Source organism: Thalassoglobus polymorphus, assembly GCF_007744255.1.
Classification (GTDB): domain Bacteria; phylum Planctomycetota; class Planctomycetia; order Planctomycetales; family Planctomycetaceae; genus Thalassoglobus; species Thalassoglobus polymorphus.
In genome coordinates, this window is record NZ_CP036267.1 from 1,855,277 (window position 1) to 1,877,452 (window position 22,176).

Annotated in this window: 9 protein-coding genes; 5 read left to right on the plus strand and 4 right to left on the minus strand. The window is 50.6% G+C overall.

Annotated features, from left to right (window positions below; genetic code table 11):
* Positions 1–25 precede the first annotated feature (25 nt).
* The 4 genes from Mal48_RS06800 to Mal48_RS06815 all read right to left on the minus strand — a co-directional run bounded on the left by Mal48_RS06800 (position 26) and on the right by Mal48_RS06815 (position 7,992).
* Positions 26–691, minus strand: a complete 666-nt coding sequence (locus Mal48_RS06800) for an HAD-IC family P-type ATPase (protein ID WP_197442126.1) — start codon at positions 689–691, stop codon at positions 26–28.
* A 641-nt stretch (positions 692–1,332) separates the two neighbouring features.
* A complete protein-coding gene (locus Mal48_RS23545; protein WP_145197361.1) occupies positions 1,333–2,157 on the minus strand; it encodes a hypothetical protein in 825 nt (274 codons plus the stop codon).
* Between the two features lie 340 nt (positions 2,158–2,497).
* Positions 2,498–5,992: an efflux RND transporter permease subunit gene (locus Mal48_RS06810; RefSeq protein ID WP_231739944.1), complete on the minus strand. Its 3,495-nt coding sequence runs from the start codon at positions 5,990–5,992 to the stop codon at positions 2,498–2,500.
* A complete protein-coding gene (locus Mal48_RS06815; protein WP_145197365.1) occupies positions 5,992–7,992 on the minus strand; it encodes an efflux RND transporter periplasmic adaptor subunit in 2,001 nt (666 codons plus the stop codon). Before Mal48_RS06815 ends, Mal48_RS06810 begins: the two co-directional genes overlap by 1 nt.
* Positions 7,993–9,107: 1,115 nt before the next feature.
* Between Mal48_RS06815 and Mal48_RS06820 the strand changes: the two genes are divergently transcribed.
* The 5 genes from Mal48_RS06820 (at position 9,108) to Mal48_RS06845 (ending at position 22,011) form a co-directional block, all read left to right on the plus strand.
* Positions 9,108–11,486 carry an efflux RND transporter periplasmic adaptor subunit gene (locus Mal48_RS06820; protein WP_145197367.1) on the plus strand — a complete coding sequence of 793 codons (2,379 nt, stop codon included), beginning with the start codon at positions 9,108–9,110 and terminating at the stop codon, positions 11,484–11,486.
* A 60-nt stretch (positions 11,487–11,546) separates the two neighbouring features.
* The gene (locus tag Mal48_RS06825) at positions 11,547–15,557 is read left to right on the plus strand and encodes an efflux RND transporter permease subunit (protein ID WP_145197369.1); all 4,011 of its coding nucleotides are present in this window, start codon (positions 11,547–11,549) and stop codon (positions 15,555–15,557) included.
* A gap of 334 nt (positions 15,558–15,891) precedes the next feature.
* The gene (locus Mal48_RS06830; RefSeq protein WP_197442128.1) at positions 15,892–17,358 is read left to right on the plus strand and encodes a TolC family protein; all 1,467 of its coding nucleotides are present in this window, start codon (positions 15,892–15,894) and stop codon (positions 17,356–17,358) included.
* Between the two features lie 139 nt (positions 17,359–17,497).
* On the plus strand, positions 17,498–17,989 hold the full coding sequence (locus tag Mal48_RS23950) for a ThiF family adenylyltransferase (protein WP_231739945.1): 492 nt from the start codon (positions 17,498–17,500) through the stop codon (positions 17,987–17,989).
* Positions 17,990–18,507: 518 nt separating this feature from the next.
* Positions 18,508–22,011: a DUF1553 domain-containing protein gene (locus tag Mal48_RS06845; RefSeq protein WP_145197373.1), complete on the plus strand. Its 3,504-nt coding sequence runs from the start codon at positions 18,508–18,510 to the stop codon at positions 22,009–22,011.
* The last annotated feature ends 165 nt before the right edge of the window (positions 22,012–22,176 follow it).

Here is a 22,176-nt window from a genome sequence, read left to right on the forward strand (position 1 = left end):
CAACTCGATTCAATTTTTCCACAGTTCATCTCTCCAGCCGGACAGTTCGTAGTCGCAAAGAGTTCGCAATGACAGAGACGGAACTCAAGCTCATCGCCGCTGCCGCGATCATGGGGCTCAACAAGATTCCAATGAATGGATAGAGCAGACCTGCTGCAATCGGCACTCCCAGAGTGTTATAGATGAATGCGAAGAACAGGTTCTGGCGAATGTTCTTCACTGTGATACGGCTTAGACGAATTGCTCTTTCAATCCCACGAAGGTCTCCTTTGACGAGTGTCACACCAGCACTCTCGATCGCGACATCGGTTCCAGTCCCCATCGCGATCCCCACGTCAGAGGCAGCCAGGGCGGGAGCATCGTTGATCCCATCGCCGGCCATCACGACGATCTTGCCCTGCTTTTTTAATTCTTCAACACGATTGTGCTTGTCTTCGGGGCTGACGCCTGCCCCCACCTCGTCGATATTAAGTTGTTTTGCGACATGCTGCGCAGTCACTTCGTTGTCGCCAGTGAGCATGGGAATCTTGATACCGAGTTTGTGTAGCCCTTCAACCGCTTGCGGCGTCGATTCTTTGACCTCCAACTTCTGCAAGACTTCACCCAAAGTCTTTCCAGCTGCGAGCATCGCTTCACCTTCCTGGAGAAGCTTCGCAATCTGCTCAGGTTTGCGTCTTCGTCGCTTCGTCATCAGAGTCTCCTTTGACCATCATCGGTCAGTGAGACTCTCATAACATCTGGATCAGAAAATGGGGAGCATGCCAAAGGGCTTCGATACTGTTTTCAACAAACTCAAGTGATTTTGCAGTTCGTGCTAAAAGTGTTTGAGATATACGCTTTCTCAGGTCGCAAATGAAAACCATCTTTGTAGTCACCGTGTCATTAACGGCGAAGCTATAAAGATGGATCAAGGATTCGCAACAATTTGTTCATGTGAATTAGTGGCAACCTGGACAACTTCCCCCAGAGCTATATGACGAAGTCCGATTCGTCGATCCTTCGGGTATAGAAAGATATGTTGCATCCGTAGGTGCAGAAGCAATAGGTGCTCCGGTCACTACGGGCGACGTTGCATATGTTGTGAAGTTCCCCATTACCCGTGGGGAACTTCAGTTGTATTTCGGGAGCACTGACAACCAGACGATGCTGCCAGCAGAAATCCGCCTAAAAACAAGGCTGCTAAAGTCGTTATCTTCATGATTTGAGTCCTTTCAAAATCGATTCGTTGATTGTGATGCCGAAGATTTTCTACAGAAAAGTAAGAAATGAAGGAATCGCCGACACTCCGTTGCCGACGATTCCTCAAGAGTCAAAAGCAATCAGGTCGGAGGATTACTTGTGCTGATGACTCGGATCCCGCTTCATTGATGCAGTCAAGTAAGTGTCAACTCGTCCCAGAAACGTTTCTGGATCGGCTGCGATCTTTTTGGAACAGGGAGGGCAGCAGATGTAGACCACTTGACCATTGGTAATTGTCCATTTGGGGTTGGCAGGCAACGGTTTTTGCATCACGGGACACTTGCCTTGTGCTTGAGCGATGTTTGTGTGGATCGTTGCCCAGTGTTGAGGATTAATCTGCTTTTGCGTACAGCCTTTGCAGCACAGGAAGATTTCTTCTTTCTGTTCTCCAACGGCAACCTTAATGGGTGCTCCCATGCTGCCGAGCTTTTTCCCTGTGACCGGACAAATCTTTTGTGCCGTCGCACGCAAATGGTCCCGCTTGGCATGATCGTGAGCATGGCCATCATCGGCTTGGACGGATGATGGCAAAATGGCAAACAGTGACATCGCAACGAGTGAATACGGTTTCATTCTTCTTTTCCATAAGTCTGAATAGAGAGCCGTTGTCGAACATCGACTTCGCTCCCAATCCATTGGTGAATTTGTGATAGGATTCATCACTGGTTTTAGTGAGTAGATTTTCCAGTTCTGACCAGGTCGACAGTCCGCATCGTTTTCTTGGAATACCGATCTTTCCTCGAAGAGATTGGTGTACACAGGATTGTGATAAAGGACGACAACCGGTCGTGGATTGACATCAAGGGGATTCATTAAATTGTCGACCACCAATTTGGTGATTTCTTCTGAGAAAGGGTTGTACAAAAAGACGATGAGTGGCTCTGATGGAAATTCGAAATCTGCTGCATCACTGTTCACAGAACGCACATCCTCACATTGACGACGTGGACTTTGGGAATTGGTAATGTTCTGTGAAGCAATAACATGCGATTGATGTGCCAGTTCGACTCCAATCACTTTTCGGAATGGGAATTCCGATGCAACCAATAAGACACGCCCTCTTCCTGCACCACAATCGACAAATGTGAATTCGCTCAGTTCGACCGGCAAAGTCGAAAGTAGCCAGCCATCATAGTAAGTATGCCAGTGCAGAAGCTCTGCTTGCCTTTTGAACCCACTCGTTTTGTGCCTCCTGGGTTTTAGTGACTTCCTTAACGAAGGCGAATGCCGTGATCCTGTACGATTCTTTGGTTCCAACTCACGCAGCTTTCGTGTCCTCATGCAGATGCTTCAGATCCACATCCGTGAAGACCTCATCGTTTGCTCCTAACTGCATCTTGAACTCCATATAGGCGCAATAGAGCGTTGGGACGATAAACGTCGTAAATGGTTCGATCAGCATCCCACCAAAAACGGGAAGTGCCATCGCCTGTGCGACATCGGCACCGCGCCCCGTTGATGTCAGTACCGGAATCAGCGCAACAAGTGTTGTCACCGTTGTCATGACACAAGGACGAATTCGTTTGAGACCTGCTTCGTAAATCGCTACGCGAATATCTTCTACTGAACGAATTGTTTTGCGACTCAATGTTTCACGCATGTAAGTGGCCATGACAATTCCGTCATCGGCAGCGAGCCCAAACAAGGCGATGAAACCGACCCACATCGCTGTATTCATGTCCACGCCCATCACGGCCACTGCAATCATGCCACCAGCAGCAGCAACGGGGATGCCCGAGAACACAACCAATGAGATGGGCAGGTTTCGGAAGTGCAGGTAGTGCAAAAGTAAATTAATCAGAATGACAATTGGAACAATCCACAGCAGTCGCTGATTGGCTTCGATCTGGTTTTGAAACGAGCCGACTGGCTGCAGTTCGAAGTTACCTTCTGGAAAAATGAGTTTGCCGCTTTCGCGAGCTTCACGCAGTGAAGCCATGACGGCATTGACGGTCTCCAAGTCGCCGGCGGAACCTTGTGGAGAGAATGATACATGTGCAACCAGTCGAGCGTCTTCACTGCTGATCGCTCCGGGGCCCCAAGTTGTTTTAACCGTTGCGAGGTCTCCGAGTGGAACAACCTCACTCGTTTGGGTCACCACCGGAATCGAAGTGAGCTCTTCAAGGTGTTCGCGAGCACTTCGTTCATACCGGACTTGAATGGGGTATCGCTCTCGTCCCTCGACGGTCACTGTGGCATCGACACCACCGAGTCCGGCAGACACAATTTGATTGACCATCATAGTGTTCATTCCGTAGCGGGCCGCGCTTTTGCGATCAACCTCGAATTCGACATAGGGTTTTCCCATGACAATGTCAGGATTAACCGTTCCCTGATTCACCAAGTGATGAGTTTTGAGTTGTCTGGCCACTGCCCAAGCGGCTTGTGAGAGCCCTTCAAGATTGTCGCCGTAGATCCGCACTGCCATGGAGGCTTTGATCCCCGCTTGCAGCATGACGACGCGACCTTCAATCGGTTGCAGAGGTGAGGCGGGCGTGATTCCGGGGAGTGTGGCAACCTTGTTCACTTCATCCCAAATCTTGCGCGCAGTCATACCCTCCCGCCATTGATCGCGAGGTTTGAGCATAATATATGTTTCGACCATTCCGGCAGGAGCGGGATCAAGCGCGGATTCAACTCGTCCGATTTTTCCTAGCACATTCGCGACTTCCGGGATCTGCTTGATCATCGAGTTTTGTGACTGCAGAGTTTCCATCGCCTGACTAAAACTTGATGCGGGGTATAAGCTGGGCATGTAAAACCAGCTCCCTTCATCGAGTGCAATCCAGTCATCGGTTTGCAGGCCTGTGAAAAGATGCTTAGCATCGACATATCCAGGAATTTCATTGAGATCTGCCCCCAAAGCAGCGGCAACATTCTCGACAGGTCTTAATACTGTTGGCAAACCGATCCAGGCTCCCAGGCCAATAAAGAAGACCAAGGCCGGAACGGACAGAGCCAACAACTTATGGTTCAACGCAAACTTTAATCGTCCTCCGTACAGCCAAAGTACGAGGCGACTGACTGGGTTTTGCTCCAAAGGGAGTACTCGTTCAGCGGCCAGCCACCAACCTGTGGCAGCCCCAATCAGGAGACTACAAAGGATGGTCAGCGGTAACGGCAGAAGAATCCGCTCAGCAAGGTAATCTCCCCAAACGAAGTATGCCAAGAGGCCAGTAATCGTGGACAAACCAAGCGATGAAAAAATTCGTTTCAGCCAAGTGGGTTGTGAGCTGCGAAGGAGGACTCGACACAGCATCGGCACGACCACGACAGCAACGATTAGACTGGATGCGAGAGCAAAAGTTTTCGTCCAAGCGAGAGGAGCGAAGAGACGATGATCACGCCCGGTTAGAAAGAAGACTGGCAAGAAACTAACAATCGTCGTTGTGACGGCTGTAATCACAGCAGGGACCACTTCCGCTGCAGAATCACGGATCACACTCAAACGCCCTTCATTTCCATCTGGAGATCCTTCCGCTTCCCAGTCCGCGAGATGCTCATAAATATTTTCGAGAATAATGATCCCCATGTCGACCATTGTGCCGATCGCAATCGCAATCCCCGCTAATGACATAATGTTGGCATCAACCCCGAACAGGTGCATAGCGATAAATGACATCAGAACTGCCATCGGCAAGGTAATGGCTATGATCAAACTCGCTCGGAAATGCAGGAGAAAAAGGACCATGATCACAATGGTGATCATGGTTTCTTCGAAAAGTGCTGTCGTGAGCGTGAATATGGTTTCGTTGATTAACTCCGTCCGGTCATAAACACCAACGATACGAATGCCTTCCAGTTCCGACTCCAACGATGATATTTTCATTTTCACGCGGTCGATCACCTTGCGAGGGTTCTCGCCATATCGCATGACGATCACGCCGCCCACAGCTTCGTGTCCATTGAAGTCCAACGCACCGCGACGAAATGCCGGACCGATCTGCACGTGCGCGAGTTCGCCCAAGGTAATCGGAACCCCATCTTTCGTGACGACGACGGTCTCTTCAATTTGTTCAACCGTCTCCGGTTCAGTCTTGCCCGAACCGATAAAGCCTTTGCCACGGACGATGTACTCCATGTCACCCTTTTCGACAGTCTTCGCTCCGACGTCGATATTGGATGCTTTGACAGCTTCAATTACTTTGCTTAAGGGAATGTCGTAATAGCGGAGTTCATCAGGGTCGACTTCGATCTGGTACTGCTTGACGTACCCACCAATCGATGCGACCTCTGCAACTCCGTCCACGGACTTCAAAGCGTACTTCACAAAGAAATCCTGCTTTGAACGCAGTTCTGCGAGATCCATGCCCGGCGGCGGTTCGAGAACATAGTAATAGATCTGTCCTAGTGCGGTCGCGTCCGGAGCCAGAGTGGGCGTCACACCATCCGGGAGCGCTCCAGCGACTGTCGTGAGTTGCTCAGAGACGCGTGAGCGAGCCCAGTAGAAGTCCACATCGTCATCAAATGTGACTTGCACAAAGCTGAAACCGAACATGCTTTTGCCACGAACGTTTTTTGAGCCGGGCACCGCCTGGAGAGCAATCGAGAGCGGATAGGTAATCTGATCCTCAATATCTTTCGGAGATCGCCCCATCCATTCCGTGAGGATGATCACCTGGTTCTCACTGACGTTTGGAATCGCATCAACAGGAACATGCTGAGCGGAATGCCACCCGTAGGTGATCAGGCCAATCGAAGCAATGACGACGAGCATACGTTCATGGATACAGAAATTCAGAATAGTCTTCATTATTGAAACCTCTCCGCCTTGTGATCCGGGGCTGCCAGACGTTCTTCTGAAACGCCACTCTTCCTGGAGTCCGGAGAGATGATGGTCATCCCACCAATGGGAGGTTGTGCCCCGTCAGGAGTCAGAGACGGTGTCCCGCCCAGAGGTGGAACGGGAGGGAAGGAGTGATTCTCCGGAGAGGCTTCAGGCTGGGGAGAATCTTGATGTGAACGCAATTTTTCGAGATGCAGCTCAGGTTCTTCGAGGAGACCTTCCCGGCACCCTTCGCAGCAAATAAAGACAGCTTTGTCGTTCACCATGACCTTCTGAGGCACACCCATTGAGCCTAACTTGAAGTCCGTGATTGGACAAATGATTTGAGTCAATGCCACCTTTTGATCCGCTTCAGCGAGTCGCCTGATTTCAGCGATCATAATCGGATCGAAACCGGGGACCATGTCCATTGGTTCTGTCGCCCGTGTAGGGTCAATCAAAGAGGGATTCCCTGCCAGTTGCATTTGTGAGTCGAGTAGGAAATTACCTTTCGTAGCGACGACTTCTCCGTCAGCAAGTCCTTTGAGGATTGCGATCTCTCCCCTTGAAGAGGAACCGACGATGACACGGCGAATTTCAAATCGTCCGGCTTGCGTTTCGACGTAAACCACACATTGTCCCGCTGCCATTAAGACGGCATTTCTAGGGATGGTAATGGCCTTTGATGCCTCCTGTGGTTGGTCTGTAAAGCCAAGCTCTGAAGCTGGAACGAGGTCCATGTTGCATAAGCGACACTTTCCTGGTTGGTCTGAGACAATGTGTGGATGGCGTGGGCTAACCCATTTATTCGCCAGTTCGGGATCATAGATCATTGCTCGATCGTGAGCTTGGCCAACGGGAACCTCAATCGTTGCTTTCGCATAATCTCCGATACGGAGAATTCCATTCGTGTTATCTATCACGACTCTTACGCTCACTGTCCGTGATTCCGGATCGACTTCAGGCGCGATAAAAGCGACACGCCCCATGAACGTTTTATCAGGCAGCGATTTCATGACTGCTTCAACAGCTTGACCGTAGCGAATGTCGGCTGCGTCTTCTGGGAAGAGTTCAAGCATGAGCCAGACACTTGACAGGTCTGCTAACCGAAAAGCCGGCTGCCCTCGCTTCACATATTCCCCTTCGACCGCAATTTTCTCGATCACGGTTCCGCTCATCGGAGCCAGAATGTCGAGTCGACTCTGCGCCGTTCTGCTTTGGATCAATTTCTCGATTTGTTGCTCCGCCATACCCAATTCAATGAGCCGCTGGTGAGAGTTTTCTTGCATCCGTCGATTAGCGTCTGCAACAGAAAGGAGGCTCTTGGGCGTTTCCCGATTAGCTGACTTCGCAGCTTCGAGATATTCAATCTGAGATGAATAAAGTTCTGGTGAATACAGGGAGGCCAAGCGGTCCCCTTTTTTGACAACGGCCCCTGTGTAATCGACGTAGAGTTGTTCGAATCGACCATCCGAGTAGGCTGAGATTGTACGTAACGTCCCTTCATCATAATTCAATTCGCCGACCGCTCGAATGATGCGAGTCATTGCAACAGAACGCGCCGCGACTGTTTGTATATTGGCGACACGCCTCGATGCCGGATCAACGATGACAGATCGCTCATCTCCGCCATCTCCTCCCGTAGAAGCAGGGACCAGCTCCATTGCACAAACGGGACACCGGCCAGGTTCCTTTTGAGGAGGTGTACACATCATAGGGCAGATATAGTCCACGTCGGCAGCAGCCGGACCTGTCACCCCACCAGTTCCTCCACTTCCAGAAGTAATCCAACCCGTCTTCTGCGCCAGGCCCAGCCCTGCAATCGTAACTGCAGCACAAGCAAGTAGCAGCAGCGGTTGCAGGAATAGCTTGAGCCACCAGCGACGCGAGTCCACTCGCTGCTTTTGTGCGTCAACGATTTGATCCTCAAGGCCAGTCGACTTTGGCGTTTCAGATGCTTGTTTTGATTTCGGGTTTGGCTGTGTCATAGGACTCACCAGATGTAGAAAGACAAAGGTATTGACGGCCAGTCAAACACATGAGTTGCGCACGCATCTCATGAGTGATTCACTTGGAGGATTGTCATCTCGCAGCACGAAGCTTGTGCTTGACGAAGTCGAACACACAATCTGAGGTAAGAATTTCAGATCGGCTTGGCGTGGAAGCAATTACGCCAAAAAAGAGTTATGTCTGCCAGGTACAGCAGAGAATTTGCAGAGAGACGGAAGGCACGAAACCGTGATTCGCCAATTCTCGTCGGGCGGCATCAAGCCAAATTTTCTCAGTGTCGAAACCGGCTTCGGCGATGGAAGCAGCAATCAGCAGATCCCAGTTGTAAGTGACAACATTGCTGTTGCCGGGAACTGTTGGCTCAGAGTGAGGTCCGCAGAGGCAGTGAACACGATCCTTTTCTGAAGGAGTTGTGTCTATGGGCAATTGGCAACAAGCACTGGTCTCTGCAGAGGACTCGCCTACTGAACAATGACTGCATCCTGCTTGCGATTCAACTTCAGCGCTCGCACGTCGGCAGTGACAATCCAGAAAAGTCGCGGCAGTCAACGATTGCACGCAGAACACGATCGCAAGAAGCGATGTGATCATTTTTCGTGCTGTTGATTTGACTGGAGACATCATTGGCTCAATAAGTATTTGCGATACCTAGGTTATCGAAGATCCTCAACTCTCTTGATCAGTAAAAGTCGACAAGAACAGATGATTTGTACGCGAAAGCTCACGCTGAGGCAAGGCAACTTTTCCAAGGGCCAGAACAGCCCCGGAAACGGAGCGACTTTGCCCTTCTAATGGACGTAAACGCCCACTGAAAGTGGTTTACAGACTCCAAAATGCACGCCGAGTTGAGCATCAACAGCATTTCGACACAAGAGTTATTGTTCATTGTATACGATGCCAGTGTCGTTGCGTAGTATTGATTTCACGGCGAAGCACTCCTCTCACATCGTTTTAATCCATTCACAGTTGTTTATGCAGTTGTTTATGATGGGACGGGTGGCTGTAGTACGTCGTGTTCATTATGCACAAAATTCCCCTTGATAATCGCAATTCGGTCAGGGAGAGATCTTGAAATTTGCCGGAGTGATCAGAGATGTCAGGAGAAACTCGCTCTTTTCTCAGTCGTCTACTCAAACCATCGAGCATATTCGTGCTACTTGGGGAGCTGGTGGTTGTGTTTGTGCTGGGATTCGCCTTTAGCCAGTTCTGGGGCGGATCAGATGCACCTTCGGCAGAAGCGAGTGCTGAGCATGACCATGCTGCGGAGCGTGGGCCCCAGCTGTGGACTTGTTCGATGCACCCGCAGATCAAAGCGAATAAACCGGGAAAATGCCCCATTTGTGCAATGGAACTGATTCCGCTTTCGACGAACACGGGACCGGTGACCGGCCTGCGTCAGCTTGTCGTGAGTACAGCTGCTCGGGCACTGATGAACATTCAGGTCACTCCTGTTCAACGCCGGTATGTCGAAGCAAACGTTCGCATGGTCGGCAAGGTCGACTACGATGAAACTCGACTCAAACGCATTACCGCGCGAGTCGCGGGGCGATTGGATCGGCTCTTTGTTGACTACACCGGAGTGCAGGTCAATGAAGGTGACCACATGGTCTACATCTATAGCGAGCAGCTTTATACCGCTCAACAAGAACTGATTGAAACGGCTCGCGTGAGAAAGGCTCAAGCAGACGCTGCGGGAGCAGACTTTTTTGCCACAGGTGGAATCGATTTGCTCGAATCGGCGCGAGAAAAACTTCGCTTACTCGGGCTGACCCAGGAACAGATTGCTGAGATCGAAACTCGCGAGAAACCGACCGATAACGTGATGATCTATGCTCCAATGGGCGGGATTGTGATCGAGAAATTGAAGCAGGAGGGAGACCGCGTCAATACCGGAGACCGAATCTACACGGTCGCAGACTTGAGTCAGCTTTGGGTGCAGATGGATGCGTACGAGTCAGATCTCATCTGGCTGCGCTACGGACAAAGCGTCACGTTTACAACCGAGGCTTACCCCGGACAGGAATTTCGAGGGCGTATCGCGTTTATCGATCCAGTTTTAAATGACAAAACACGGACAGTAAAAATCCGCGTCAACGTTGACAACACCGAAGGAAAACTCAAACCGGACATGTTCGTCAGGGCAATCGTCCAAGCCAAAGTCGCTGCAGGTGGCCGAGTGATCGACGCCGATCTCGAAGGAAAATGGATCAGTCCCATGCATCCGGAAATTGTCAAGGACGAACCAGGAGACTGTGACATCTGCGGCATGCCTTTGGTTCGGGCTGAATCTTTGGGGTATGTCTCGTCGAAGGCAATGGAAAACACGCAACCATTGGTGATTCCCGTCTCTGCCGCGTTAGTGACGGGGACTCGCGCGATTGTTTATGTCGAAGATCCCAAGGCGAAAGAGCCGACTTTCGAGGGGCGAGAAGTCGTGTTAGGTCCCCGTGCCGGAGACCATTACCTCGTCCGGAGTGGTCTCAAAGAAGGAGAACTGGTCGTCACAAACGGGAACTTCAAAATTGACAGTGCTCTGCAAATTGTCGCGAAGCCAAGCATGATGACGCCCGAAGGAGGCGGAGGTCATCAACATGGCGACAACGCATCCTCCGGAACGCCACCGAAGTTGAAGGACTTACCGATTTCAATTCGACAGCGGTTGATAGAGATCAATACAACGTGGCAGCACATTCAGAATGCTGCTGAAGAAGAAAATTTGGACGCGGTGCAGCAACACTTTGGAAAGTTGAAGGAGGTTGTGCAAAGTGTCGATTCCTCGCTACTGGCCGAACACCCGAAGATGCTATGGAGTGAACTGAGTATGCTGATCGGAAATGATGCCACTGAAGGTCAAACGGTGAAAACGATCAAGTCGGCTCAGCAGCTTGTGGGTGAGTTGCGACGTGACATGCAGCGACTCGATGAACAGTTCGGACTGGCACATGCTGAGAGTCTGCCACAAAAACTGGTTGTCCCGGCTCCTTTCCAACAACAACTGTCGTCGCTGTGGGATGCCTATCAGAAGATGGGAGATGCGTTGGCAAGTGACAATTTCCCTGAAGCACAGAAAGCAGTGCAGCAATTTGAACAGTCGATGAAGTCCGCCGACATGAAGCTCTTAACTGACAATAAAGCCCATAGGGCCTGGATGAAAGAGCAGAAGAACCTGGCAGCAATTGTTGAATCCTTAAAGAAAACTGAAGAGATCCGTGCGTTCCGTGCTCAGTTTGAACCGCTCTCGGCAGTGCTGCAAGTTCTCGCCATGTCTTTTGGTTTTGGTGAGACGGAGCCGGTCTTCCTGTTACATTGTCCAATGGCCTTTAACAACAAAGGAGCCATCTGGCTGCAAGACAATTCGCAGACTCGAAACCCCTATTTCGGTTCCACCATGCTGCAATGTGCAGACCGGACTGAATTGATTGCCGGTGAGAAACCCGATGCTGCGGAGGCGATTTCCAAAGACGAAGAATAAGAGAGAGAAACCTGTTCAATCGTTCTGCTTTCTTCGAGACACTTTTGCTGAAATCAAATCATGAACACTGATCGCGACAACAAGTCATCGACGACTGAGCTACCACCTGCGACGGGCACTCAAGGTTCCAGTTCCTTCCTTGATGGCATTATTCGCTTCTGTCTCGATAACAAACTCGTCGTTGCGCTCCTGGTGATGGGAGTTATCGGGTGGGGTGTCCTCGTGGCTCCGTTTGACTGGGAAGTTGGTGGGCTCCCACGAGATCCGGTCCCCGTCGATGCAATTCCCGACATTGGCGAGAATCAGCAGATCGTCTTCACGGAATGGATGGGCCGCTCGCCACAGGATGTGGAAGACCAGATTGGATATCCACTGACAGTTTCTCTTCTCGGGTTGCCCGGAGTCAAAACAGTCCGCAGCTATTCGATGTTCGGCTTCTCGTCAATCTATATTATTTTTGACGAAGAAATCGACTTCTACTGGTCACGCAGCCGCGTGCTCGAAAAACTGAACAGCTTATCCTCGGGAACCTTGCCTGAGGGAGTGCAACCGACACTCGGACCTGACGCAACCGCTCTAGGACAAATTTACTGGTACACGCTAGAAGGTCGAGACCCAGAGGGAAACCCTGTCGGAGGATGGGACCTTCATGAACTGCGAACCGTTCAGGACTGGTATGTTCGCTACTCACTCATGTCTGCCGAAGGAGTGAGTGAAGCAGCGTCCGTCGGCGGCTTCGTCCAAGAATACCAGATCGATGTTGATCCGGATGCCATGCGTGCGTTCAGGGTCGGATTGGATGACATCTTCAACGCAGTTCGCATGTCCAACGTGGATGTCGGTGCGCGGACGATCGAAGTCAATCGAGCCGAGTATGTGATTCGTGGTTTAGGCTTTATCAAGCAAGTCAGCGACATTGAAAAGAGTGTCATCAAGTCGAACGATAATGTTCCTGTCTACATTAAGGATGTCGCTCATGTCTCCCTGGGGCCTGCTCTACGCCGTGGGATGCTCGACAAGGGAGGTGCTGAGTCTGTTGGAGGCGTGGTCGTTGTCCGCTACGGCTACAATCCACTGGAGGCGATTAAGCACGTCAAGGATAAGATCGCTGAGATTTCTCCCGGACTGCCTACGAAGGCAGTTGTGAACTATGCAATCGTTTCACGTTCGGAGGTGACGAACTTTGCCGCATCGCATGACTTCACAGCCTACGTCGATGCTGATCTGAACCAGGAGGCATGGTTGCAGTGGTTGCGTGCAAATGAGCGAGCAAGTTGGCCAGACTGGATCACGACTAGTCAAGTCACCCTGGTGCCGTTTTACGACCGGGCGGGCCTGATCAATGAAACACTAGGAACGTTAAATTCAGCTCTGTTCGAAGAAATTCTGGTCACGATCATCGTTGTGATTATCTCGGTGGTTCATTTACGAAGTTCGTTTTTGATCAGCGCGCTATTGCCATTAGCAGTGTTGATGTGCTTTATCGCTATGAAAACGTTTGGCGTGGACGCCAACATTGTGGCTCTCTCGGGAATCGCGATTGCCATTGGCACGATGGTCGATATGGGGGTCGTGCTATGCGAAAATATTCTCAGTCATTTGGACGAAGCGGATCCCAAAGCCGACCGAAAAGAGGTGATCTTCAAAGCGACAAGTGAAGTGGCCGGTGCTGTTCTCACCGCTGTTTCAACAACTGTGGTCAGCTTTCTCCCTGTTTTTACGATGACGGCGGCGGAAGGTAAATTATTCCGTCCATTGGCGTTTACGAAAACATTTGCGCTGCTCGCCTCGGTGATTGTCGCCCTCACGGTCATTCCTCCGGTCGCACATGTCCTGTTCGCTGGGCAACTCAGTTCCGAGAAGCTGAAACGATATCTGTTTGCATCTTTGATCATCGCAGGATTTGTAGCGATGATCTGGCTCCCCTGGTGGGTGGGCACAATCCTGATTGCAATATCGGTCTGGCATCTCTTGGAAAAACAAATGCCTGCTGGCACTCGTAAGTACGGACCGTGGCTCGCCAATGGACTCGCTGTGATTGTCGTGGGACTGTTATTGACGGAATCATGGTTACCACTCGGACCAGAGAAAGGGATGCTGCGAAACCTGATTTTTGTCGGCGTATTGATTGGCAGTTTGATGCTGTTCTTTCAACTGTTTCAACGGGTGATTTATGCTCCACTTTTAGGGTGGTGCTTGCGTCATAAAATATTATTTTTGTCCGTTCCCACTACCTTTTTACTCATGGGGGGAAGTGCATGGCTAGGGTTTGAACGTCTCTTTAGCGTGGTCCCTTGGGCAGTCAGTAAAGTGGGCGGTGATTCTGTCGCGGTGCATGAATCGCGAATCTGGACAGCGGGCAGCGACTTGCTACCGGGACTTGGAAAAGAGTTCATGCCCCCCTTGGACGAAGGTTCATTTTTATATATGCCAACGACGATGCCGCACGCCTCCATTGGCGAAGTCTCGCAGGTCCTCCAGCTACAGAACAAAGCTCTCATGGCGATTCCGGAAGTGGAATCTGCCGTCGGGAAACTTGGCCGTGTCGAGAGTGCCTTGGATCCAGCCCCGGTCTCCATGATCGAAACGATTATCAATTACAAATCGGAGTACATGACCGACAAAGATGGGCACCGCATCGACTTTGCCTACGACGAAGAGACGGAAGATTATCTTCATGATGAGAACGGAGAGTTGATTCCTGATCCAGCAGGTCGTCCTTACCGAGTTTGGCGTGAGCACATTAAAACTCCAGATGATATCTGGCAAGAAATTGTAAAGGCTGCCGAAGTGCCGGGAACGACTTCTGCACCAAAGCTTCAGCCCATCGCAGCCAGAATTGTGATGTTGCAAAGTGGAATGCGTGCACCAATGGGGATCAAGATCAAGGGACCCGATCTGGAAACCATTGAGAAGGTGGCGCTCGATATGGAGCGATTCCTGAAACAGGTTCCGGATGTTGAAGCTTCCGCTGTCATCGCTGATCGTGTCGTCGGGAAGCCGTACATTGAAATCGCAATTGATCGAGACGCAAGCGCTCGATATGGAATCATGATTCGTAAAGTTCAGGATGTCATTGAAGTCGCAATCGGTGGGCGCCGCGTGACGACGACTGTCGAAGGGCGCGAACGTTATCCCGTCCGTATTCGCTATCAACGCGAACTTCGAGACTCACCTGAGCAACTGGGACGCATCCTCGTCGATGCTCCTGATGGGACACAAATCCCGCTTGAGCAGCTTGCGAAAATCAATTTCGTACGTGGACCTCAAGTGATTAAGAGCGAAGATACATTCCTGATTGCATATGTCCTGTTCGATATGCGTCCGGGCAACGCTGAGGTGGATGTTGTCGAACAGGCACAACATTATTTACAAGCTAAAATCGACAACGGTGAACTCTCGTTGCCCTCTGGGGTCAGCTATACGTTTTCTGGAAATTATGAAAACCAAATCCGGTCCCAAAAGACATTGGCAATTGTCTTGCCTGTGGCGCTCTTTGTGATATTCCTGATTCTGTATCTCCAGTTCAAAGACTCCCTGACAACCTCCATCGTCTTCAGTGGGATCATCGTCGCCTGGGCAGGCGGGTTCATCATGATCTGGCTCTATGGACAACCGTGGTTTCTAGACTTCAGCATCTTTGGCACCAACATGCGAACTCTGTTTCAAGTCCAACCGATCAATCTCAGCGTGGCGATCTGGGTCGGTTTCCTAGCTCTCTTCGGTATCGCCAGCGACGACGGAGTCGTGATCTCAACGTACCTCGATCAGAGTTTTCGTAAGAAGCAAATCGACACAATAGGTCAGGCTCGAGAAGCAACGATTGAAGCAGGAGTGCGCCGTGTTCGTCCTTGCTTAATGACGACAGCGACGACCATCCTGGCACTCATCCCGATCCTGACATCTACCGGACGAGGAGCGGACATCATGATCCCAATGGCTATCCCCAGCATCGGCGGTATGACGATTGCGATCATGACTATGTTAGTAGTCCCCGTGTTGTACTGCTGGGTGAAAGAAATCAAGTTACGATTGGGGATCCGCGATACCCTCTTTGAGCAGCAATCCTAGATTGCGACTTTCGTGCTTTATAGAGCACATCCAATATTGGATTTTACGTTCTGCCGCCCTAGTGATTATCATGTGTGGTCCCTTTGGTTGACCCGAAGGTCTCGCGACCATGTCTTCCAGTTCGTGAGCGAATTCGCCCGTTCCTGATTTTTTGTCGAGCGATTCTGACACGTTGATTCAGCTTGTTCCGATTATGCCGACTGAGTCGTCGAAATAATCCGAGTAAGCGGCTCCATACTCTTATGTACAGGCATTCCTAGAACCGATGCAATCGGTAGCCTGCCGGACCGAGACAGCCGCGATGGCTGTGATCAACACCAAGGAGACACTTCCGATGCGCAAACTTTCGATCCCACTTATTTTTTGCATACCTGCTGCTTGTGGATGCGTTACGCCACCAGAACCACAGCCGCGAGTATCATCAACGGCGCACCATATTCAACTCACATCAACAGGATATGAAACGGAGGTCTCCGTCACGCTTCCGGAAGAACCGTACTTGGAGGGCCCGTACGACGTTGATTTCTTTGTCCAGTTTGCCTTGGAGAGGAATCCTGAAATCTTGGCTGCGCAGAATGCAGTGGCCGCTCAGGTCCAAAGAATCCCTCAAGTGACGGCGTTGGATGATCCCATGCTGACTGATACATTTCAGCCCATCCCGGATAACAGTGTCCAAACAGCTGCGGGACGTGCCCCCAACACCTTGGCACTGTCTCAGAAATTGCCATGGCTGGGGAAACTTCGTGTACGAGGTGAGGTGGCTGAACAGGAATCGAAGATCGCTCTGACTCGACTGGCACAGGCAGAACTCAAAGTCATCGAAGATGTCAAGTTGAGCTACTACGAGCTTGCTTATAATCAGAACGCGATCACTATTGTCGAAAGCGATAAAAACCTACTTGAACAATTGCTGCAGTTTGCAGAAGCCCGCTACCGCACGGGTGCAACCAGCCAGCAAGACGTTCTTCGTGCTCAAGTAGAGCTGGACCGGTTGGCTGACCGTTTAATCGAGCTGAAACGGCAACAAAGATCAGCTCAAGCAGATCTCGCCAAAGTCATTCACACGTCACCAGAGGCGATGCTCCAAGCCAACACAGACATTGACGTCCCAATCGTACCCGCGCAGATCGATGCTCTTTATGAAGCGGCAGTACGTTGTCGACCAGAGTTGCAGGAAAGATTGCACGCAATCATCCGCGACGAGCGTAAGCGGGATTTGGCACACATGAATTATTATCCCGACTTCAACCTCGGGGTCGGCTGGCAAACCGTCACGGAACGCAATGCACTTTCGATGATTGCGACTGGAAACGACAACGTCTCCTTCATGGTCGGGGTCAGTCTGCCGATCTGGCGAGACAAGCTTGATGCAGGTGTTCGCGAAGCGGAACAGCGATCTCTGGAATCTGCCCGACGCTACGACGCCTCACGTGACGACACGCTCCGGATGATCCGCCGCTACATCGTTCAAGCTGAGGCATTGGAAGAACAAATCATTCTGTACAAAGAAAGTATTATTCCTAAATCAGAACAAGCTCTGCGTATTTCCACCGCCGACTATCGCGTCAATAAGGTTGACTTTCAACAGATTCTTGACAACTGGTCTGACTTATTGATGTTCCAATTACAAGTGGTTCGCATGGAAGCAAGTTTGAATCAAACATTGGCATCCTTGGAACGCGTGATCGGCTGCCAACTGGCGACACTTCCAGAAACAAATGTCGTCGAGCCTGCTCGACTCGACCCGATCGACTTGGACAACCTGCCTGAGATTGATTTGCCAGCGAACAACGATAATTAGAATGCTTACACCTTATTGGATATTGACATCACCCCGATCACGAAATCTTTGTCGATGATGACTCCATTTGATGACTCCATTTGATAAAACTGAATCATCGATAGTCAGGTGAGTACTGACCTCATGAGAAGCCATAACCGTGATCGGCGTCGGTGCGATTGGTCGTCAAGTTGCCCTCCAACTCGACTCCATCGGAGTTCGTCAAATCCAACTCATCGACTTCGATGCCGTCGAAGCGACGAACATTACGACACAAGGTTACTTTCAGGACGATCTCGGGACGACAAAAATCAAAGCCACTGCCGAGCAGATTCAGCACATCGATCCCGACATTAACACCTGTACGATCCAAGACCGCTACGGGCCGTGTGCTTTTGCGATTCTTTATCGTGCAAGTTGTTGTAGTGCTGGAGCATCTTGCTGTTACGATGGCCCAGCCACGTCATCAGAATTCGCTCCGGCAGTCCGGCATTGGCGCATACCGAGCAGAAGTAATATCGAAATGAGTGCAGTCGACCATCGACAAAACTTGGCTCAGCTGAGTCTTGGGGAATTGCTCAGCAAGAGGCGTCAGCACACCTCGAATAAGAACTCGACTGACCGTATCGGGTTTGATCTTTCCGCCGAGTGATCCATGAAAAACACGCGCCTCATTCTTTCGCTTCATTGTTGATGATAAGGGCTTCTTTCAAAATCTGCTTATCAAGTTCGGATTCAGCCAGCATCTTTTTGAGTCGACGGTTCTCAAGTTCAAGCTCCTTGAGCCTCATCGGACTTCATGCCTCCGTATTGCTTCTTCCACCGCATCCAGGTCGATTTCTAGGACTCCAATTTCTACAAGAGTTCACTCAAAGTCTTGCCAACTGTCAGCATCACTTCACCTTCTTGTCGCAGCTTCACAATCTGCTCAAGCTTACGTTATCGGTACGTAGAAGCCTCTCAATACAAGCCCCACCCAAACTTCTGAAACTGATGAATTTTCATCAGTCCACCCTCACACAAGAAATCGAGTGCTCCCGTTCTCCCCCAACTCGGCCTCGTGGTAAAACCAACTTGACAATGTTGAATAAACATGTTTGCATGCCACTGATGTCACCAATAATCGATTGCAATCGATTATTAACGTTTATGGTTTTTTGAGCATGGCGAATGTCGATTAGCGATCTGATTCAAGGACAAGAATTGCGAGCCCCACGAATTCAAATTCGTGGCGTTTTCACTTCAATTGCATGTTCCGTGTGCCTTGTGGGAGGCATTCTGTCAGGAACGAGTACTTCCGCCTCAGAGGCGGGCGACCTGTATGGTGAAAAAATTCTCGAGGATGCTCCTCTTGCATGGTGGCGAATGCAGATCGTCGAGGGCAAAGTTGTCCAGAGCGATGGGCTAAAAGGTCTCTTTCCGGCCGAGGTTGTGGGATCGGTGAAGTCAATCTCGGGGCCAGAATCATCTCGCTTCACTGAATTCGCGAAGGAGAGCCAAGCTGTCAGATTCAATGGGCGTGCAGCTTCATTGCGAGTGAACGCGGCTGCTGATCAATCAGCGTTGCAATTCTCGAATGGCGATGAGATGACTCTGGAAGCTTGGGTGCGAGTCAATGCAATACAATCAACAGTTTATATCATCGGTAAGGGGCGCACCCATACGAATGGATTTGGGGATCGCAACCAGAATTATTCGCTTCGACTGGTACAGAAAGGTGGACGCGCTCATCTCAGTTTCTTTTTCTGTGATGCTGTTGCAGATGCCGCTACTCGCGCTCAAAGGAAAGATGGTCACCGCTGGACATCAAATTCGGGTTTTCCGATAGACGGTGACTGGCATCATGTTGCAATCACGTATCGATTCGGCGAGCCGGATTCGATGACTGGTTACATTGATGGCTTTCCAGGATCGGGGAAATGGGACTTGGGCGGACCGACTTCTCATCCTCCGGTCACGGACAACGATCAGCTTTGGATCGGTTCCAGTATGGGAGGCAAGAGTGGTGTGTTTAATGGAGATATTGCAGAAGTTGCCATCTACAAATCGATCGTTCCCGCAGATCATCTCCGTGAGCGTTACATCATCAATGGTGAAAAGCTAACTGGTCGGGTGATCGGTGAGGTTGATCCTGAAAAAATCCCCTCTGACTCGGTGCAAGTCTTTTTGACGGAAGGCATTCCTGCCAGCCGCAACTGGGGGTTTGTGCTGACGACGCCTCCAAGCAAGAGTTGGACGGCAGATCGAATTGCCTTTACTGGCTTACCTCGGAAATATACAGACAAAGCTCTGATTGATGACTATTCATTGCCATTGTTGCTGACGGCAGCGACTCAAATCAATGTCTCTAGTGAGCAGGCAGGCGAACACCGCATCGTTCTTCGTGCACTGAGTGCTGCGAAGTTATTCGTCGATGGCAAGCTTGTGGGAGAGACGCCATTTCAAAGCTTGTCGCGAAGTGGCCATGGTGCGATGCATCAACTGAAGCCTCCTCAGCCAGGACTCTTATCGCTTCCGGCAGCCCATACCGAACAACATATCACTCTACCACTCTCCCCTGGGCGTCACATTGTTGTGTTGGAGTCAATCATTGGTCATCCCGGAGTCAGACTTCGAGTGGGTGAACTCAGCGTGGGGATTTCTGGTCCAGATGAGACCGCGTTTCGCATTCTCTCACCCACAAAGTCGATTCCGTTCAATGATGAAGAATGGATAACGTTTATCGAGCAGGAACGAAATCAACTCGTCGAGATGAATCAAAAAGAACGCCGCCACAAAGACCAGAAAGAACGAGAATGGTGGGAGCGACGCCATGTGCTCACTCGGCAAATCGTCGAGTCTTTGCCGACGGTTGACGTTCCAAATGTTTCCAGTCAAGTCAATGTCTCGAATGAAGATGTCTCGAATGAAATTGATCGGTTCATTCAAAAGCGTCTTGAAGAAAATGGAATCAAACCAGCACCTGTCGCGACTGACTTGCAATTTCTTCGACGACTTTCTCTTGATGTGGTCGGTGTGATCCCCACACCTGAAGAGGTTGATCGATACATGGCAGATCCCGCAGAGGAACGGCGGGAAAACTCCATCGAACGCCTGTTAAACGATCCACGTTGGGCTGATCACTGGGTTCCGTATTGGCAGGACGTGCTTGCTGAAAATGTTGGAATTGCTAAGCCAACGCTAAACAATACCGGTCCCTTCCGCTTTTTCATTCATTCTGCATTTACCGACAACAAGCCGATTGATCGCTTTGTTACCGAACTCACATTGATGGAGGGAAGCCGCTATTCGGGAGGTCCTGCCGGTTTTGGAATCGCAACGCAGAACGATGTCCCGATGGCAGCCAAAGCCCATGTCCTGGGAACTGCTTTTCTCGGGGTAGAAATGAAATGTGCTCGCTGTCATGACTCACCATTGCAGAGCGTTTCGCAAAAAGACCTGTTTAGTCTGGCAGCGATGTTAGGCAGGACGGGGCAAACTGTGCCTCTCACAAGCAGCATTCCCGGAACGCCCGAGGAAGTGAGCGAAATGCTCGTTCAAGTGACGCTTCGCCCAGGGACGAAAGTTCTCCCCGAATGGCCTTTCACTCAGATGAACAACTCAGCCATTTCCGAAATCCCAGATGATGCGATCAGGAATCCAGATGATCAGCGAGAGCAACTTGCATTGTTGATCACTTGGCCCACAAATGAACGCTTCGCTCAGGTCATTGCGAACCGTCTCTGGAAGCGTTATCTCGGTCGAGGGCTACAGGAACCGGTGCATGATTGGGAGAACTTCGCCCCATCACATCCTGAATTGCTCGATTACCTTGCGCATCAACTTGTATTGAACGACTATGACGTCAAGCATCTCGCTCGATTGATTCTCAACTCGCAAACTTATCAGCGACAAGTTTCTCCTTTGAATTCTGAAGAAACTTCAAAACCTGAACTCTTTGCGGGGAACATTGAAAGACGTCTCACCGCTGAACAAGTGGTCGACTCACTTCAGATGGCACTCGGGAAGGATCTCGACACTGAGGAATTAACGCTGGACCGTGACGGTCGTCAGCTCGTTAAAGAATTCGTTTCACTTGGGTATCCTCAACGGGCGTGGGAAATGGCGGGAACAAGTAACGACCGCGACCGACCATCGACGGTCTGGCCCAAAGCACAAAGTCTTGTCGATTTGATGATGGCTTTTGGCTGGCGTCAATCACGTCCCGACCCGGTGACTGTTCGTGAAACAACAACGACACCTCTGACACCGCTGATGCTGGCACATGGGGCAACTGCCTTGCGTGTCGTTGATTTGTCCGACTCAAGTGAAGTCACTCAACTCGCTCTGGAAGATCAACCATTGGAACATCTCGTCGAACGACTCTTCATGCGAATTTTAACTCGACCGCCGACTGCGACCGAGAAGCAACTCGTCTTTGATCTCCTGCAAGAAGGTTACAGCGAGCGAGTGGTTGCAGGTCTCGAAGTCGTGCCTGCCCCTCAAATTCCTCGTTCTCCTCGATCATGGTCAAACAATTTGAATTCTGAATCCAATGAAGTGGCAATTCGAGCTCAAGCTCAAGCTCTTAAAGGTGATCCCAAGACCAAGCGACTCGCCCCCGATTGGCGAGTTCGCTTAGAAGAAACAATCTGGTCTTTAGTGAACCTTCCCGAGTTTGCATTTGTTCCCTGATGCGGTAGAGCAGTTTGCTCTACCGTGTGCCCGTGAAGAACGCATTCTCTAGAACTGATCCTGAAACTTGAAATTGCTCTCTCAGACGTTGAGGATAGCGACCATTCCAGTAGTTTTCGGACTGATTCTAGTAAAATACTGTTCGCCACGAGGCAGATCCTGCAC

Coding starts and splice junctions, on each gene's coding strand:
- Mal48_RS06800 (WP_197442126.1), bottom strand. CDS start 691: ATGACGAAGCGACGAAGACGCAAACCTGAGCAGATTGCGAAGCTTCTC.
- Mal48_RS06810 (WP_231739944.1), bottom strand. CDS start 5,992: ATGAAGACTATTCTGAATTTCTGTATCCATGAACGTATGCTCGTCGTC.
- Mal48_RS06815 (WP_145197365.1), bottom strand. CDS start 7,992: ATGACACAGCCAAACCCGAAATCAAAACAAGCATCTGAAACGCCAAAG.
- Mal48_RS06820 (WP_145197367.1), top strand. CDS start 9,108: ATGTCAGGAGAAACTCGCTCTTTTCTCAGTCGTCTACTCAAACCATCG.
- Mal48_RS06825 (WP_145197369.1), top strand. CDS start 11,547: ATGAACACTGATCGCGACAACAAGTCATCGACGACTGAGCTACCACCT.
- Mal48_RS06830 (WP_197442128.1), top strand. CDS start 15,892: ATGCGCAAACTTTCGATCCCACTTATTTTTTGCATACCTGCTGCTTGT.
- Mal48_RS06845 (WP_145197373.1), top strand. CDS start 18,508: ATGTCGATTAGCGATCTGATTCAAGGACAAGAATTGCGAGCCCCACGA.